The following is a 15,261-nucleotide window of genomic DNA, read 5'->3' on the forward strand; positions in this document are numbered from 1 at the left end:
GTCTGTCGCGCGCCGCTCAGCCTTCGGCTGCGGCGCCCGTGCCGCGCGCCGGCAGATTCAGCAAAAGGCGCAGCAGGTCGGGCTGGCGGCGCGTCGCCGTCTTCTGAAAGATCGATTGCAATTGCTTGCGCACGGTGTCGTGCTGCACGCCGACGTGCGCGGCGATTTCCTTTTGCGTGAGACCTTCCGCGAGCAGCAGCGCAATGCGGCATTCGGCCGGCGAGAGATCGAAGGCCGTGGCGAGCACCCGCTCGTCGACCAGCGGCGCGGAGCGCGGGTGATAGAAGGTCAGCGCCGCGAAGGCGTGCAATTCCGAAGCCGAGGCGTCGTCGGCCGTCACCACGTTGTAGAACGCGTAGAGCACCTCCTGCTGGCTCGCCGGAGCCTGCGCGCGGGCCCGCCCGCCAAGGGTCCGGCCGTGCGGGTCCGTTGCGGCGGCCGCGTCGGGTGCGCGGAGCGCGGGCGTGCCGTCGGCGGCGCCTACGATACGCAACGCGCGAAAGCGCGCTGCCGCCGCCCGCGCGCCGCTCATGCGGTTGCGCAGGCGCACCTCGCTCACGGCGATGTCCTCGAGCAGGCGCGCGTGATGGGGCGCAGCGAGCGTGATCCGCCGTCCGCGCACCCGCACGAGCGAGGTCGCCTTCAGGAGCCGCTGTGCGGCCTCGTTGCTATGGAGCACTTCGCCCAGCGCACTCACGAGCATGGCTGGCGGACGTGAGCGGTTTGCAAGCGTGTCGGCGTTCAAGGCAAAGCGGCGCAGGTACAGGCGCACCGCGCGCACGAGGTGCGGCGTGAGCCGTTCGAGCAGTGCGCGGTGTTCGCCCGGGAGCGGCCCGTCCTCGGCGTGGGTGCGGCACGCAAGCATGACGGCGAGCCCGTTCTGTTCGATCAGCTTGCACAGCGCCGCGCAGCGATGGCCTTCCTCGAACGGGCAGAGTTCGAAGCCGGCTGCGCAGTCGGGTTCGGCGCCGCAATGCAGCCACTTGCCCGGCGGGTAAGCGCGCAGCCATGCCAGGCGCGTATCGTCGCGGTACAGCGGCCGAATGCGCTCCAGCGGTTCCGCGCCGGCAAGCGCGAAACCGTCGCTCCAGGAAAACAGATCGCGCTGCCGGTCAAAGGCATACAGATGAATCGACGCCACTCCAGTCGCTTCGCGTAATAGCGCGCAAAAATCCTTCCAGGCGCAAGGATTATCGAGTGTGTCGTAAACAAGATGCAGCAGGCGATCATATTGTGATTCGTTTGTTTTCACGCCATTCTCGTTGTTCGTATTGTGAAAAACCGTCGGCGGCAAAATGCGCGCCGCATAGCGTTCCACAATTGAGGAATATACAGACGCAATAGCCCCCGTTAATCTGCCTTCCGATATGGATGTGGATACAACCGTCAGCGTGGAGGAGCGGCCGTTGAAATTCCGTGCGGTATCCAACGGATAGCCGGCCGCGCTGGCCTTATTCTGGTCTGACAGTACGAACAAAACCAGTCGATCCGCTGCGGCGCGCATTTAGCACGGTCAGCCGGTGCGATTACCAGACTGACCGATTATCCGCAGCATGCGGAAAATCGGCGATGCGACGAAAGTGAGTGCGCGCTATTTGTGCGCGCTCGATAAAACTTGTCATTACCGGGGACAGCGATGAATCATCACCAACTCGAAAAGGACATTGAGCATCTCGAGCACATCATCGGGCGGCTCTCGGGGCGCGACCGTATTCCGCTTTCTTATTGGCGCGGCCGGCTCGAATCGGTTTCCAGCGAGAACCTCGTGCCTTCGCAGGTGCAGCGCGTGAAGCGGCTCAACGAAGCGCTGCGTGCGCTCGAAAGCCGTCTGTCGCACGAATCGCTGCAGCAGCGCGAACGGTAACGCCAACGTTTGCGCCAGCATAGTAAAAAAGCGCGCCTTCATCGTCGCACGGGCTCCAAACCGGTCACAATGAGACTCTCTTGACCGAACTGGAGATGACGTTTCATGCCGAGCTACAAGCAACTGACCGCCCAGCTGGAGAAGCTTCACAAGGAAGTGGCTGCGGCGCGTGAAAAGGAAATTGACCAGGCGATCGCCGAGATCAGGGAAAAGATCGCGGAGTACGACATCACTGCGGAAGAACTGGGCTTCACGACCCGACGCGCAGGCCCCGCGCGCAAGAAGGCGCTGCCGGCCCGCTACATGAACCCGAAAACCGGCGAGACCTGGAGCGGCCGTGGCCGCACGCCGGGCTGGCTGGCGGGCAAGAATCGCGAACGCTTCCTCATCAAGGAATAACGGGCCAATTCCCCCCAGGCCGTTGCAGCGGGGGCGCGCAGCACCCGACGTGACGGCCGGCCGCTTCGCTTCAAGTCTCCCGGAAAAGCTCACCTCACGCCCTGCGCGGCGCGCACCAGCATGCCGCGACGAGCAGGACCAGGGCGCTCACGGAGCGGGGCCACGCCTGTGACGAAAGGACATTGCCGCGAAAACGGGGGGCATCGCGAGCGCGCGGCGGGGGCATGACGGCGTCGGCGGTGCGCTCGCATCGAGGTCCCGTAAAAGCTCACCTTTGCCAAAGCGGCGCCAGCCCGCACGTCCAACCCGTTCGAACCCCATCAAACCTTTAGTCGGCGGGACGAATGCCGTGTATCATTCGGTCCCGGCGCCTTTTCGCTTTTTTGCGCGGACATCCGCGGGACATTCCCGATCGTTCGTGCTATTTGCCGTGCGCCGCGGTCCGCGCGCTGCCGCCGCACGCACCGTAAGCGTTGCCCGAAAACGCGCCCGCCAGCGCCGCCGCGCTCGCCGCAACCTCCGCTGCGCGGCCCGGTTGCCCGAATTCATCCGTGATACCCGCTCTATCCATGTCAGTAGCCGAACTCAGACGCCGCCGCACGTTCGCGGTCATTTCTCACCCGGACGCGGGCAAGACCACGCTCACCGAAAAACTGCTGCTGTTTTCGGGCGCGATCCAGATCGCCGGTACCGTGAAGGGCAAGAAGAGCGGCCGCTTCGCGACCTCCGACTGGATGGAGATCGAAAAGCAGCGCGGCATTTCGGTCGCCAGCTCGGTCATGCAGTTCGAGTACGGCGACGCCGTCATCAACCTGCTCGACACGCCGGGTCACGAGGACTTCTCGGAAGACACCTACCGCGTGCTCACGGCAGTCGACGCGGCCGTGATGGTGATCGACGGCGCGAACGGCGTGGAAGCGCAAACGCTCAAGCTGCTCGAAGTCTGCCGCAGCCGCAAGACGCCCATTCTCACGTTCATCAACAAGCTCGACCGCGAAGTGCGCGAGCCGCTCGACCTGCTCGACGAAATCGAGCAGCACCTGGGTGTGGCCGCCGTGCCGTTCACCTGGCCCATCGGCATGGGCAAGGAGTTCCAGGGCGTGTACGACATCCAGCGCGACCAGGTGCGCGTGTTCCGCGCGGGCCAGGAGTCGCTTGGCGGTGCGGTGGAAACGCTGCAGAACATCAGCGAAGAAGAAGGCGAAGCCCGCTTCGGCTATCACTGGAAGCGCACCAAGGAAGAAGTCGAGCTGATCACGGGCGCGACGCCCACGTTCGATCGCGACGCCTTCCTCGCGGGCGAGCAGTCGCCGGTGCTGTTCGGCTCGGCGATCAACAACTTCGGCGTGAAGGAAATTCTCGACGCGCTGGTCGATCTCGCGCCGCCGCCGTCGCCGCGCATGGCCGTGCAGCGTCCGGTCTCGCCTGAAGAAAGCAAGTTCACGGGCGTCGTATTCAAGGTGCAGGCCAACATGGACCTCGCGCACCGCGACCGCGTGGCGTTCATCCGCGTGTGCTCGGGCCATTTCGAGCGCGGCATGCAGTTGAAGGTCACGCGCAACAACAAGACCTTCCGCGCGAACAACGTGGTGAGCTTCCTGTCGCAGCGCCGCGAGACCGTGGCCGAGGCGTACCCGGGCGACATCATCGGTATTCCTAACCACGGTACGCTGAGCCTCGGCGACACGCTCACCGAAGGCGAAGACCTGCAATTCACGGGTCTGCCGTTCTTCGCGCCGGAAATCTTCCAGACCGTCGAAGTGGTCGATCCGATGCGCGCGAAGCAATTGGGCGAAGCGCTCAAGCAGCTCGGCGAAGAGGGCGCGATCCAGGTGTTCCGCCCGATCCACGGCGGCGCGACGATTCTGGGCGCGGTCGGTCAGCTGCAGTTCGAAGTGGTGTCGCACCGCCTCGCCGCCGAGTACAAGGTTGCCGTGCGCCTGATGCCGGCGCGCTATCGCCTGTCGCGCTGGGTGACCTGCGACGATCCCGCCGAGCTGCGCCGCTTCACCGATTCGTACGAGGCCCGCATGGCCTACGACGCGTCGAACGCGCCGACCTATCTCGCCTCGCACGTCTCCGAAATCGAAGTCGCGCAAAAGGCCTGGCCGAAGATCGTGTTCAACGAGCTGCGCGAGCATTCTGGCGCGCCGTTCCGCAAGTCGATGTAACACGCGGCGTTCACGAACCAGGCGACGTTCCTTCTCGCGCATCGTGGCGCCGCACGCCCAGGGCGGCGTGCGGCGCCATGCCGCCGCGTCCGCGTCCGCCCGCGCCGGGCGAAATACGCGCAGCGCCTGCGCGCTTGCCCTATCCTCTTCTCGTAACGGTAAAAGACGACAAACCGGCGTTCGCATCTACGGCAAGCGCCTGTCCGACCGACGAGGAGTGCCTGTGACCGTACGCAATCTCGATGCAGTGTTCCAGCCGAAATCCGTGGCCGTGATCGGCGCTTCGCAGCGTCCCGGCAGCATCGGCAGCATGGTGTGGCGGCGGCTGATCGAAGGCGGCTTCACGAGCCCGCTGTGGGCCGTCAACCCGCGTCATGCGGGCGACTTCGAAGCCTTCGACGGCCGGCCCGTGCTCGCCGACGCGGGCGATCTGCCCGAAGCGCCCGGCGTCGCGATCATCTGCACGCGGCCCGCCACGTGGCCCGCGCTCGTGCATCGCCTCGGCGGCATGGGCACGCGCGCGGCGATCATCGTCGGCGAGGTGCGCGACGAGGCCGATCAGGCCGACCTGCGCCATGCGCTCGCGGCGGCGCGCCCGCATCTGCTGCGCATCGTCGGCCCCGGCAGTCTCGGCGCGCTCACGCCCGCGCTCAACGCGCAGCTCGGCGCGGCGGCGTCGATTGCGCGCAAGGGCGGCGTGGCCTGGGTGTCGCAGTCCAACGCGCTCACCAACGCGGTGCTGCGCTGGGCCGCGCCGCGCGGCCTCGGCTTCTCGCACGTGATCGCGCTCGGCGACGAAGCCGACGTCGACGTGGGCGACGTGCTCGACTATCTCGCGAGCGACCCCGGCACGCGGGCCATCCTGCTCGAAGTGGACACGATCCGCGCGGCGCGCAAGTTCATGTCGGCGGCGCGCGCGGCGGCGCGCAACAAGCCCGTGCTCGCGTTGCGCAGCGGCCGCGACGACAAGGGCGACGCGCTCTACACGGCGGCGTTCCGGCGCGCGGGCCTCGTGCGCGTCGACACGCTCGACGACCTGCTCGACGAAATCGAAACGCTCGGCGTGGGCCGCGTGGCTGCGAGCGACAGCGCCACGCTCATCACGAGCGACCGCGGCGTGGCAACGCTTGCGCGCGACGCCTTCATGAAAGCCGGCGACACGCTCGCACGCTGGAACGACGAAGCGATTGCGGCCGTCCAGGCCGCGCTGCCGCACGCGCAGGCCGGCAATCCGCTCGTGCTCGGCGACACCGCCAGGCCCGAGCACTTCGGCCTCGCGCTGCAAACGCTGGCCACGCATCGCTCGAGCGGCACGGCGTTCGTCGTGCACGCGCCCACCCACAGTGCGCCGGTCGATGCGGTGGCGCGCACGCTGATCGAGCAACAGCGTTTCGCGTATCGCGGCATGCTCGCGTGCTTCTTCGGCGGCGTGGACGAAACCATGCGCGACGAACTGCACGCGCATGGCATTCCGGTGCACACCACGCCGCGGCGGCTCGCGCGCGCGTTTGCCCGTCTCGTCGATTACCGGCTGGGCCGCGAGCTGTTGATGCAGACGCCGGAGACCATGCCCGCCCAGGGCCCGGCCGCGATCGAGGCCGCGCAGGGCGAAGCGCGCGCGGCGCTGGCGGCCGGACGCACGGAACTGAAAGGGGAGGAGGCGGGCAGATTGCTGGCCTTGTTCGGGCTCGCCACGCAGGCGCAGGACGAACCAGGCGTCAAGCCGGTGGTGGACGTGTCGGTCGAGTTTCGCGACGACGACAACTTCGGCCCGGTGTTCCGTTTCGCCGCGCCTTCGCCGGACGATTTTTCGCCGCCGCTGCGCGTGTACAGCCTGCCGCCGCTGAACCCGGTGCTCTCGCGCGACATCGTTGCGCACTCGCCCTATGCGCGCTACACGGCGCCCGAGCCGACGCTGGCCGCGCTCACCGAGCTGTCGCAGTTCGTGTGCGAGGTGCGGGAAATCGTGGGCTTGCGGCTGACGCTGCGCGTGCTGCCCGAGGCGGTCGTGGTCGTCGCGCCCTGTCTGCAGCTCGCGGAAAAGCGCAGCCGCTTCGCGATCATGCCGTATCCGCGGCGGCTGGAGGAGACCATCGACTGGCACGGCGAGCGCCTCACGATCCGACCGATCCGTCCCGAAGACGAGGCCATGCACCGCACGTTCGTCGAGTCGATGACGCCCGACGACCTGCGCCTGCGCTTCTTCTCTGCGGTGCGCAGCTTCGATCACACGCAGCTCGCGCGCATGACGCAAATCGACTACGACCGCGAGATGGCGCTGATCGCGGTCGTGCAGGACGGGGACGGCCAGCCGCGCACGCTCGGTGTGGTGCGAGCCGTGGCCGACCCGGACAACGAGACCGCCGAGTTCGCGGTCGCGATTCTGTCGAATCTCAAACGCGGCGGCCTTGGCCGCCTGCTGATGTCGCGCATCATCGAGTACGCGCGCTCGCGCGGCACGCACTGGCTGCTCGGCGAGGCGCTGCGCGAGAATGCGCCGATGATCGGCCTCGCGCGCGCCTGCGGCTTCACCGTCACGCCCACGGAAGACCCGGGCGTGGTCGGTTTTCGCATGCCGCTCGACTGAGCCGGCGCGCCTGGCTGCTTACGCGGCCAGCTTCGCGAGCGCGTCGTCGATCTGGCCGCGCGTGAGAGCGAGTTCTTCGAGCCACGCCTCGCCGTACTGCGCGCCGGTTTCCTTCTCCAGCCGGGCGATGGTCGCGGCGCAGCGCGCGGCGTCCTTGGGCGTGGCGATGAACGCCTTCACCGACTGACCGCCCCGGAACGCCTCGAATAGCGGCGTGCGGATTTCCTCGGGCAGCGCGCGCGTGGTCCACTGGTGCGTCTTGCCGTTGAAGGTGAGCGAAGGCGGCAGCACGCGCTCCTTGCGCGTGGCCGGAATCAGGCCGAAATTGCGCGCGGCTTCGGCAATCTGTTCGGCCGTGAAAAGCTCCTCGGGAGCGATCTCGAATTGCGCGATGGCGGTTTCGACGGTCTTCATCGCGTCGGCGCGGTCGTCGCGCTTTTTCTGCGCGCGGGCGACGATGTCGCGCAGCTCGTCGGCTTCGTCGGCCGTGATCGTGAAGCTCGCCTGTTTCTGCTGAAGCTCGGAAAAGCGCTGGAATTCTTGATCGGTCAGGAGTTTCGCCATGGGTTTCGAATGCGCGTGAGCCGCTCGCCCGCCGTTTCGCGGCAGTGCGCGGCGCACTGGTTTTTTTTGAGAGGGCCGTCATTCTAACCGTTTTGCGTGGCCGGCCTCAGGCCGCGCTGTCCTCGCGAAACATCGACAAGGCCTGCACGGTCGCGCGCAGCATTTGCGTCGCCTCGTCGAGCGAGGGCGCGACATAGTCGTCGATGCGCTTGAGAAACGGGCAGGTGAGCGCCGCGATCGCCTGGCCCGAAGGCCCAAGCACCGGAAACGTCACGTCCGTCACGCCGAAAATCTGCTGACTGTCCTTGCGCGAGAAGCCCGCCTCGCGCACCTGCTCGCACGCGGCTTCCAGCGCCGCATGGTCGATCGCCACCTCGCCCTTCACTTTCGTATGCTCCGCGAGCATGTGCGCGCGCTGTTCCGGCGTTTGCCAGGCGAGGAGCGTGCGGCCCGAACTCGTATCGACGAGGCCCACGCGCGAACCGAGCCGCACCGCGATGCCCCATGTGCCCGGCCCGTCCACCTGGGCGATCACGAGCAGGTTGCCGCGGTCGTACACGGCGAGATGGCAGGACTGCTCGGCTTCGTCGGCGAAGCGCTGCATGAGCGGCAGCGCTTCCGAGATCAGGCGCTCCATGGGCGGGTGGCGGTGGGCGAGCGCGAACAGCTTGAGGCTCAGCGCATAGCGGTCGCCGCCTTCCGAACGGATGACGTACTGGCGCGCCACCAGCCGCTCGAGCATGCGGTAAATCTCGCTCGCATTGCGCCCCAGCGCTTTCGTGATCTCGGCGCGCGTGAGGCCGGCGCGCTGCTCCGCAAGCAGTTCGAGGATGTCGAGCCCCTTGTCCAGCGCGGGCGCGCGATAGCGGTCGGCGTCGTCTTTCTCTTCGGCTTCTTCGGGCACGTTGTCCATCCGGCTCTTTTTCGCGTTCTTTTCCATTCGATCGCCCCCAGGGAAATCACGGACCCATGCTGCACTGCACATTGCTTGACCTCGCAATGTGCGTATATGAATAATACGTTCACTGGTGAATATACGCCAGCGTCGTCAGGCAAGGAAAGGCAGCAGCAACGGGTCGCCGGCGCTTCGGGCATGCCACGTGGGCGCGGCAAACACATGCGGTTCATCAACGACAGAATCGGCGTGCGAGGCGCGTCGACAGGAGACAGACATGGCGTTCGCATCCGGGCTCTCGAAGGCCCGCCGCTCCACCGGAATTCAACCAGCGCGCGGCGCCTTCGCGCGCGCCGCCACCAGGACGCTGTGCGTCGCCGCGGCCTGTGCTGCGGCATTCGGCGCGTCGGCTGCCGCTGGCGCAGCCGAACCCGGCAAGGTCGGCCTTGGCCTGCCGCTCCTCACTTCGCCGTTCTGGCAGTCGTACAACAACTACCTCGGCGCTTATGCGAAGCAGGACGGCATCGACATCCTCGCGCCCGTGAACTCGAACAACGACCCCGCCCAGCAGATCACGGACATGAACAACATGATCAATCTGGGGGCAAAGGGCATCGTGGTCGGGCCGATCGATTCGGCGGCGATCAGCCGCGCGCTCGGCAACGCGGCGCAGAAAGACGTGAAGGTCGTGGCCGTGGACGTCGCGCCCACGCAGGGTAACGTGGCGATGGTCGTGCGTGCCGACAATCGCGCGTACGGCGAGCAGGCCTGCAAATACATCGGCGAGCACGTGAAGTCGGGCAAGGTCGTGCAGATCATGGGCGACCTCGCCTCGGTGAACGGCCGCGACCGTTCGGAAGCGTTCCGTGCGTGCCTGAAGCAGTATCCGAATCTGTCGCTGCTCGAAATTCCGGCTGGCTGGAAGGGCGACGTCGCCGCGAGCGCGCTGGACAGCCTGCTCACCGCGAACCCCGACGTGAAGGCCATCTACATGCAGGCGGGCGGCGTGTATCTCTCGCCCACGCTGCAAACGCTGCGCCGCAAGCAGTTGCTCTTTCCCGCAGGCGATCCGAAGCACATCGTAATCGTTTCCAATGACGGCATTCCGCAGGAGTTCGAAGCGATTCGCAAGGGCGAGATCGATGCGACGGTATCGCAGCCTGCCGACCTCTATGCGAAGTACGGCCTCTACTACATCAAGGCCGCGCTGGAGGGCAAGACGTTCAAGCCGGGCAAGACCGATCACGACAGCACCATCATCCAGCTGCAGTCCGGCATGCTCGAAGACCAGTTGCCGGCGCCGCTCGTGACGAAGCAGAACGTCGACGACAAGAACCTGTGGGGCAACACCGTCAAATGAACGATCGAACCAGCGGTCGGGCCGTGGCGGACAGCGCGCCGCCATGGGGCGCGCTATCGGTGGGCAGCCGCGAGGCGGCCGTGCGAGCCCGCTTGCCGGTGGTCGAGGCGAGCGGCGTGACGAAGCGCTATGGCTCCACCGCGGCGCTCGCCGACGTGAGCCTGCGCGTCATGGCCGGCGAATCGCACGCACTGGTGGGCCGCAACGGCGCGGGCAAGTCCACGCTCGTTTCGATCCTCACCGGCTTGCGCAAGCCCGACGAAGGCAGCGTGCGCTTCAATGGCGAGCGTGCGCCCGCGCTCGCCGACCGCGACGCCTGGCGCGAGCGCGTGGCCTGCGTGTATCAGCATTCGACCATCATTCGCGATCTCACGGTCGCAGAGAACCTCTTCATCAATCGCCAGCCAGGCAGGCGCGGGGTGATCGACTGGTCAACCATGCGCCGCGACGCGCGTGCGCTGCTCGCTCACTGGCGCATCGACGTGCGCGAGGACGCGCGCGCCGGCGACCTCACCGTCGAGGCGCGCCAGCTCGTGGAGATCGCACGGGCGCTTTCGTACGGCGCGCGTTTCATCATCCTCGACGAACCGACTGCGCAGCTCGACGGCGAGGAAATCAAGCGCCTTTTCCGCCGTATCGACGAATTGCAGCGCGAAGGCGTGACGTTCCTGTTCATCTCGCACCATTTGCAGGAGGTATACGAGATTTGCCAGGCCGTCACGGTGCTGCGCGACGCGCGGCACATCGTGAGCGCAAGCGTGGCCGAATTGCCGCGCGAGCGGCTCATCGAAGCCATGACGGGCGAGCGCGGCGGCCTGCACGTCGCCGATGCGGCGGCGCGCGCGGCGCTGCCCGCCAGCGCGCCGCGCGCGCTCGAAGTGCGCGGCCTCACGGGGCGTGACTATCGCGACGTGTCGTTCACGCTCAAGCGCGGCGAAGTGGTCGGCCTTACGGGCGCGACGAGCAGCGGCCGCACGAGCGTAGGCGAGGCAATTGCGGGACTCACGGCGCAGCGTTCGGGCGAGATTCGCGTGAAAGGCGCGCCGCTCAAGCCCGGCGACGTGCCAGCGGCGCTCGCGAGCGGCGTGGGCTGCGTGCCGAAGGACCGCCATCACGAGGGGCTCGTTCTCACGCAGTCGGTGGCCGAGAACGCTTCCATGACGATCGCGGGCTTGCTGGGGCGCTTCGGTTTTGCGCCGCCGGCGAAGAAGCAGGCATTCGGCAAGCGCATGATCGAGACGCTCGGCATCGTCGCGCAAGGTCCGGATCATGTCGTTTCGGGGCTTTCGGGCGGCAACCAGCAAAAGGTGGTGATGGCCCGCGCGTTGGCAAGCAATCCTGACGTTCTCGTGCTGATCGACCCCACGGCGGGCGTGGACGTGAAGTCGAAAGAAGCGCTGCTCTCGGTCGTGGACCGCGTGCGCGACGAAGGCAAGGCCGTGCTCGTGGTGTCGAGCGAACTCGACGACTTGCGCACCTGCGACCGCGTGCTCGTGATGTTTCGCGGCGAGGTGGTCGCCGAAATGGCGGCCGGATGGCAGGACCAGGAGCTGATCGCATCGATTGAAGGAGTCGATCTCCATGAAGAATAGTGTTTCGACGCCCGCGTTCGCGGCGGCGCAGGCCGATGCGGCCGCGAGCGCCCGCCGGGCGCGTCCGCGCATCCAGCTGGCGCGCCTGCGCGATTTCGCGCTGCTGCCCGCGCTGGTGCTGCTGCTCGTGATCGGCGGTTTCGTGAGCCCGAGCTTTCTCACGCGCGCGAATCTCATCAGCGTGCTCGGGGCTTCCGCTGCGCTCGCGCTCGTGGTGCTCGCCGAATCGCTCATCGTCCTCACCGGCAAGTTCGATCTTTCGCTCGAATCGACCGTGGGCATTGCGCCCGCCGTTGGCGCGATGCTCGTCATGCCGGCCGCTTCGGCGGGCTTCGGCCTGCAATGGCCTGCTTTTGCAGGGCTCGCCGCCATCGTGGCGGCGGGCGCGCTGATCGGCTTCATCAACGGTTTTCTGGTCGTGCGGCTGCGCCTGAACGCCTTCATCGTCACGCTGGCCATGCTGATCGTGCTGCGCGGCATGCTCGTGGGCGCAACCAAGGGCGGCACGCTCTTCGACATGCCGTCGTCGTTCTTCGCGCTCGCCACCACCATCGTGCTCGGGCTGCCGGTTTCCGTATGGCTTGCCGCTGCGGCGTTCGCGATTGCCGCGTTCATGCTGCGCTATCACCGCGTGGGCCGCGCGCTCTATGCGATCGGCGGCAATCCCGACGCGGCGCGCGCCGCGGGCATCCGGGTGGAGCGCATTACCTGGGGCGTGTTCGTGCTCGGCAGCGTGCTCGCGGCGATTGGCGGCTTGATCGTCACCGGCTACGTGGGCGCGATCAACGCGAATCAGGGCAACGGCATGATCTTCACGGTGTTCGCGGCGGCCGTGATCGGCGGCATTTCGCTCGATGGCGGCAAGGGCACGATGCTCGGCGCGCTCTCGGGCGTGCTGCTGCTCGGCGTGGTGCAGAACCTGCTCACGCTCGCACAGGTGCCGTCGTTCTGGATTCAGGCGATTTACGGCGCGATCATCCTCGGCTCGCTGATGGTGGCGCGGCTCACCGGCGGCGAGGCACAGAACTAAACGCGGAGACTATCTGTGAACGGCAACGCCCCCCATACCGACGCCCGCCTCATCCTGCTCGCGCCCGAGGACAACTGCCTGATCGCGGCGGCGCGTCTGGCAGCAGGCGACACGGTGGAGATAGAAGGCGAGCGCGTGACGCTCGCAAAGACGATCGAACTCGGCCACAAAGTAGCGCGTCACGCGCTCGCGCAAGACGAGAAGGTGCTGCGCTATGGCGCGCGCATCGGCCACGTGAACGAGCCGGTGGCGCGCGGCGAGCATCTGCACACGCACAACCTCGAAAGCGATTACTTGCCGACCTATACGCACGACGCGGGGCACGAGTTCGTGCCGCACGCGTAACGCCACCATGATGCGGCATGCGCCGCGAGCAGGATTCAAGTTATGAGCGATAGCAACGTCACCCCTTCACACGCCGCCGCGCCGATGCTCGAAGGCTGGCTGCGCAACGACGGCCGCAAGGGCATACGCAACGTGGTTGCGGTGGCTTATCTCGTGGAATGCGCGCACCACGTGGCGCGGGAAATCGTCGCGCAGTTCCGCGAGCCGTTTGGCGCGTTCGACGATCCGCACGCGCTGCAGCAGGCAAAAGAGCCGCCGGTGCATCTGATCGGCTTTCCGGGCTGCTTCCCGAACAGCTACGCCGAGAAGATGATGAAGCAACTGACCACGCATCCGAACGTGGGCGCGGTGCTGTTCGTTTCGCTCGGCTGCGAGAGCATGAACAAGCACTATCTCGTCGAGCAGGTGCGTGCCAGCGGCCGCCCGGTAGACGTCCTGACGATTCAGGAAAAGGGCGGCACGCGCAGCACGATCCAGTACGGTCTCGACTGGGTGCGCGAAGCGCGTGCGCAACTTGCCGCGCAGCAGAAGGTGCCGATGCGCCTCGACGAACTCGTGGTCGGCACGATTTGCGGCGGCTCGGACGGCACGAGCGGCATCACTGCCAACCCGGCTGTGGGCCGCGCCTTCGATCAGCTGATCGCAGCGGGTTCGGCCTGCCTGTTCGAGGAAACCGGCGAGCTGGTGGGCTGCGAATTCCACATGAAGAGCCGGGCGGCCCGGCCCGGGCTGGGCGAGGAAATCGTTGCGTGCGTGGCCAAGGCGGCGCGCTATTACTCGATACTCGGCCACGGTTCGTTCGCGGTCGGCAACGCGGACGGCGGCCTCACCACGCTGGAAGAGAAGTCGCTCGGTGCGTATGCAAAAAGCGGCGCCTCGCCGATCGTCGGCATTGTGAAGCCGGGCGACGTGCCGCCCACGGGCGGTCTCTATCTGCTCGACGTGGTGCCCGATGGCGAGCCGCGCTTTGGCTTTCCGAATATCAGCGACAATGCGGAAATCGCCGAGCTGATCGCATGCGGCGCGCACGTGATCCTGTTCACGACGGGGCGCGGGTCGGTGGTGGGCTCGGCGCTTGCGCCGGTCATCAAGGTGTGCGCGAACCCGCTGACCTACCGCAACCTCGCCGGCGACATGGACGTGGACGCCGGCCGCATTCTCGAAGGGCGCGCGACGCTCGACGAAGTGGGGCGCGAAGTGTTCGAGCGCACGCTGGCGGTGGCCGCCGGCGAGCGTTCGAAGTCGGAAATGCTGGGGCACCAGGAGTTTATCCTCACATACAAGCGCTTCGAGCCAGTCGGCCCCGCATGCCTGCCCGCCAGTGCGCGCGTGCCGATCGTCGAAGCTGCGAGCTGAAACACGCAGTCGCACGATTTCGTTGTGGGAACAACCATCTCCAGGAGGGGACGAACCATGGCGCAAGAACAGCATCCCAAGGTGGCGCACAGGCGCCGTATCGGCCGCACGGCGCTCGAAGTCAGCGCATTGGGTCTAGGCACCGCGCCGCTCGGCGGCCTGTATCGCGACCTGTCCGAAGAAGAGGCGCAGGCGACCGTCGACGCCGCGTGGGAAGCCGGCATCCGCTTTTTCGATACCGCGCCGCACTACGGCCACACCAAGGCCGAGCACCGGCTGGGTGCCGCGCTGCGGCGCTATCCGCGCAACGAGTACGTGCTTTCGACGAAGGTGGGCCGCCATTTCGTGCCGCGCACACACGCGTACGACGGCAGCGAGGGCTGGCAAAACCCGCTGCCCTTCGAAGCGGTCTTCGACTACACACGCGACGGCATCCTGCGCTCGTTCGAGGACAGCCAGCAGCGGCTCGGCCTCGTCGAGATCGATATCCTGCTCGTGCACGACATCGGCCGCTACACGCACGGCGAGCGCAACGAGCACTACTGGCGGCAACTGCGCGACAGCGGTTTCAAGGCGCTCGACGAATTGCGCAGGGCGGGCGCGATCAAGGCGGTCGGCTTCGGCGTGAACGAGCGCGAAGTGATACGCGAGGCGATGCAGGAATTCGACATCGATTGCGCGCTGCTGGCGGGCCGCTATACGCTGCTCGAACAGGCGCCGCTCGACGACCTGCTGCCCGAGTGCGAGAAGAAGGGCGTGAGCATTCTGCTGGGCGGCGCGTTCAACTCGGGCATTCTCGCGCACGGACTGCTCGGCGAACTCAAGTTCAACTACGCCGATGCCCCGCAGGACGTGGTCGAACGCGTGGCGCGGCTCGATACGATCTGCCGGACCTATGACGCGCCGCTCGCGGCGGCGGCGCTGCAGTTTCCCTACGCGCACCCGGCCGTGGCGACGGTGCTCAACGGCGCACGCAGCCCGCAGGAGGTGCGCGAGAACGTCGCCTCGTTCGAGACGAATTTGCCCCGCGAGCTGTGGCTCGCGCTGCGCGACAAGGGTCTCCTCGATCCGCGCGCGCCGCTTCCGCAGGCTTGAGCC

13 protein-coding genes are annotated in these 15,261 nt (G+C 66.9%); 10 read left to right on the forward strand and 3 right to left on the reverse strand.

The genetic code is table 11. The annotated features are described in order from the left end of the window. Positions 1 to 16: 16 nt before the first annotated feature. Positions 17 to 1,141: a helix-turn-helix transcriptional regulator gene (locus C7411_RS27540; RefSeq protein ID WP_165822902.1), complete on the reverse strand. Its 1,125-nt coding sequence runs from the start codon at positions 1,139 to 1,141 to the stop codon at positions 17 to 19. Between the two features lie 495 nt (positions 1,142 to 1,636). On the opposite strand from C7411_RS27540, the gene C7411_RS27545 reads away from it, so the two are divergent. The 4 genes from C7411_RS27545 (at position 1,637) to C7411_RS27560 (ending at position 7,021) form a co-directional block, all read left to right on the forward strand. Continuing rightward, positions 1,637 to 1,864: a hypothetical protein gene (locus C7411_RS27545; protein WP_042268171.1), complete on the forward strand. Its 228-nt coding sequence runs from the start codon at positions 1,637 to 1,639 to the stop codon at positions 1,862 to 1,864. A 105-nt stretch (positions 1,865 to 1,969) separates the two neighbouring features. Continuing rightward, positions 1,970 to 2,263 (forward strand): H-NS histone family protein, encoded by a 294-nt coding sequence (locus C7411_RS27550; RefSeq protein WP_110387176.1) that lies wholly within the window; start codon positions 1,970 to 1,972, stop codon positions 2,261 to 2,263. Positions 2,264 to 2,832: 569 nt separating this feature from the next. Further along, on the forward strand, positions 2,833 to 4,434 hold the full coding sequence (locus C7411_RS27555; protein ID WP_110387177.1) for a peptide chain release factor 3: 1,602 nt from the start codon (positions 2,833 to 2,835) through the stop codon (positions 4,432 to 4,434). Positions 4,435 to 4,657: 223 nt separating this feature from the next. Continuing rightward, positions 4,658 to 7,021, forward strand: coding sequence for a bifunctional acetate--CoA ligase family protein/GNAT family N-acetyltransferase (locus C7411_RS27560; RefSeq protein WP_110387178.1), 2,364 nt, complete (start codon positions 4,658 to 4,660; stop codon positions 7,019 to 7,021). 18 nt (positions 7,022 to 7,039) lie between these two features. Here the strand turns inward: C7411_RS27560 and C7411_RS27565 are convergent, their stop codons facing one another. Further along, entirely contained in the window at positions 7,040 to 7,585 is a 546-nt protein-coding gene (locus C7411_RS27565) for a hypothetical protein (RefSeq protein ID WP_110387179.1), read from the reverse strand. 106 nt (positions 7,586 to 7,691) lie between these two features. Next, the gene (locus C7411_RS27570) at positions 7,692 to 8,525 is read right to left on the reverse strand and encodes an IclR family transcriptional regulator (RefSeq protein ID WP_243413372.1); all 834 of its coding nucleotides are present in this window, start codon (positions 8,523 to 8,525) and stop codon (positions 7,692 to 7,694) included. A 232-nt stretch (positions 8,526 to 8,757) separates the two neighbouring features. Here C7411_RS27570 and C7411_RS27575 point away from each other — a divergent pair, with 232 nt between their 5' ends. Genes C7411_RS27575 through C7411_RS27600 form a run of 6 tightly spaced genes read left to right on the forward strand, consistent with a single transcriptional unit; the run spans position 8,758 to position 15,258 of the window. Then, positions 8,758 to 9,840, forward strand: a complete 1,083-nt coding sequence (locus tag C7411_RS27575) for a sugar ABC transporter substrate-binding protein (protein WP_110387181.1) — start codon at positions 8,758 to 8,760, stop codon at positions 9,838 to 9,840. Beyond that, on the forward strand, positions 9,837 to 11,432 hold the full coding sequence (locus tag C7411_RS27580; RefSeq protein ID WP_110387182.1) for a sugar ABC transporter ATP-binding protein: 1,596 nt from the start codon (positions 9,837 to 9,839) through the stop codon (positions 11,430 to 11,432). Before C7411_RS27575 ends, C7411_RS27580 begins: the two co-directional genes overlap by 4 nt. Beyond that, a complete protein-coding gene (locus C7411_RS27585) occupies positions 11,422 to 12,462 on the forward strand; it encodes an ABC transporter permease (RefSeq protein WP_110387183.1) in 1,041 nt (346 codons plus the stop codon). Before C7411_RS27580 ends, C7411_RS27585 begins: the two co-directional genes overlap by 11 nt. Positions 12,463 to 12,477: 15 nt before the next feature. Continuing rightward, positions 12,478 to 12,807 carry a UxaA family hydrolase gene (locus C7411_RS27590; protein WP_110387184.1) on the forward strand — a complete coding sequence of 110 codons (330 nt, stop codon included), beginning with the start codon at positions 12,478 to 12,480 and terminating at the stop codon, positions 12,805 to 12,807. 42 nt (positions 12,808 to 12,849) lie between these two features. Further along, on the forward strand, positions 12,850 to 14,163 hold the full coding sequence (locus C7411_RS27595; RefSeq protein WP_110387185.1) for a UxaA family hydrolase: 1,314 nt from the start codon (positions 12,850 to 12,852) through the stop codon (positions 14,161 to 14,163). Positions 14,164 to 14,220: 57 nt separating this feature from the next. Beyond that, a complete protein-coding gene (locus C7411_RS27600; RefSeq protein ID WP_110387186.1) occupies positions 14,221 to 15,258 on the forward strand; it encodes an aldo/keto reductase in 1,038 nt (345 codons plus the stop codon). The last annotated feature ends 3 nt before the right edge of the window (positions 15,259 to 15,261 follow it).

This window comes from Paraburkholderia silvatlantica, assembly GCF_003096715.1.
GTDB lineage: Bacteria > Pseudomonadota > Gammaproteobacteria > Burkholderiales > Burkholderiaceae > Paraburkholderia > Paraburkholderia silvatlantica.

Excerpts from the sequence above, each read along its gene's own strand:
- C7411_RS27545 (WP_042268171.1), top strand. The coding sequence starts at position 1,637 with ATGAATCATCACCAACTCGAAAAGGACATTGAGCATCTCGAGCACATC.
- C7411_RS27550 (WP_110387176.1), top strand. The coding sequence starts at position 1,970 with ATGCCGAGCTACAAGCAACTGACCGCCCAGCTGGAGAAGCTTCACAAG.
- C7411_RS27555 (WP_110387177.1), top strand. The coding sequence starts at position 2,833 with ATGTCAGTAGCCGAACTCAGACGCCGCCGCACGTTCGCGGTCATTTCT.
- C7411_RS27565 (WP_110387179.1), bottom strand. The coding sequence starts at position 7,585 with ATGGCGAAACTCCTGACCGATCAAGAATTCCAGCGCTTTTCCGAGCTT.
- C7411_RS27570 (WP_243413372.1), bottom strand. The coding sequence starts at position 8,525 with ATGGAAAAGAACGCGAAAAAGAGCCGGATGGACAACGTGCCCGAAGAA.
- C7411_RS27575 (WP_110387181.1), top strand. The coding sequence starts at position 8,758 with ATGGCGTTCGCATCCGGGCTCTCGAAGGCCCGCCGCTCCACCGGAATT.
- C7411_RS27580 (WP_110387182.1), top strand. The coding sequence starts at position 9,837 with ATGAACGATCGAACCAGCGGTCGGGCCGTGGCGGACAGCGCGCCGCCA.
- C7411_RS27585 (WP_110387183.1), top strand. The coding sequence starts at position 11,422 with ATGAAGAATAGTGTTTCGACGCCCGCGTTCGCGGCGGCGCAGGCCGAT.
- C7411_RS27595 (WP_110387185.1), top strand. The coding sequence starts at position 12,850 with ATGAGCGATAGCAACGTCACCCCTTCACACGCCGCCGCGCCGATGCTC.
- C7411_RS27600 (WP_110387186.1), top strand. The coding sequence starts at position 14,221 with ATGGCGCAAGAACAGCATCCCAAGGTGGCGCACAGGCGCCGTATCGGC.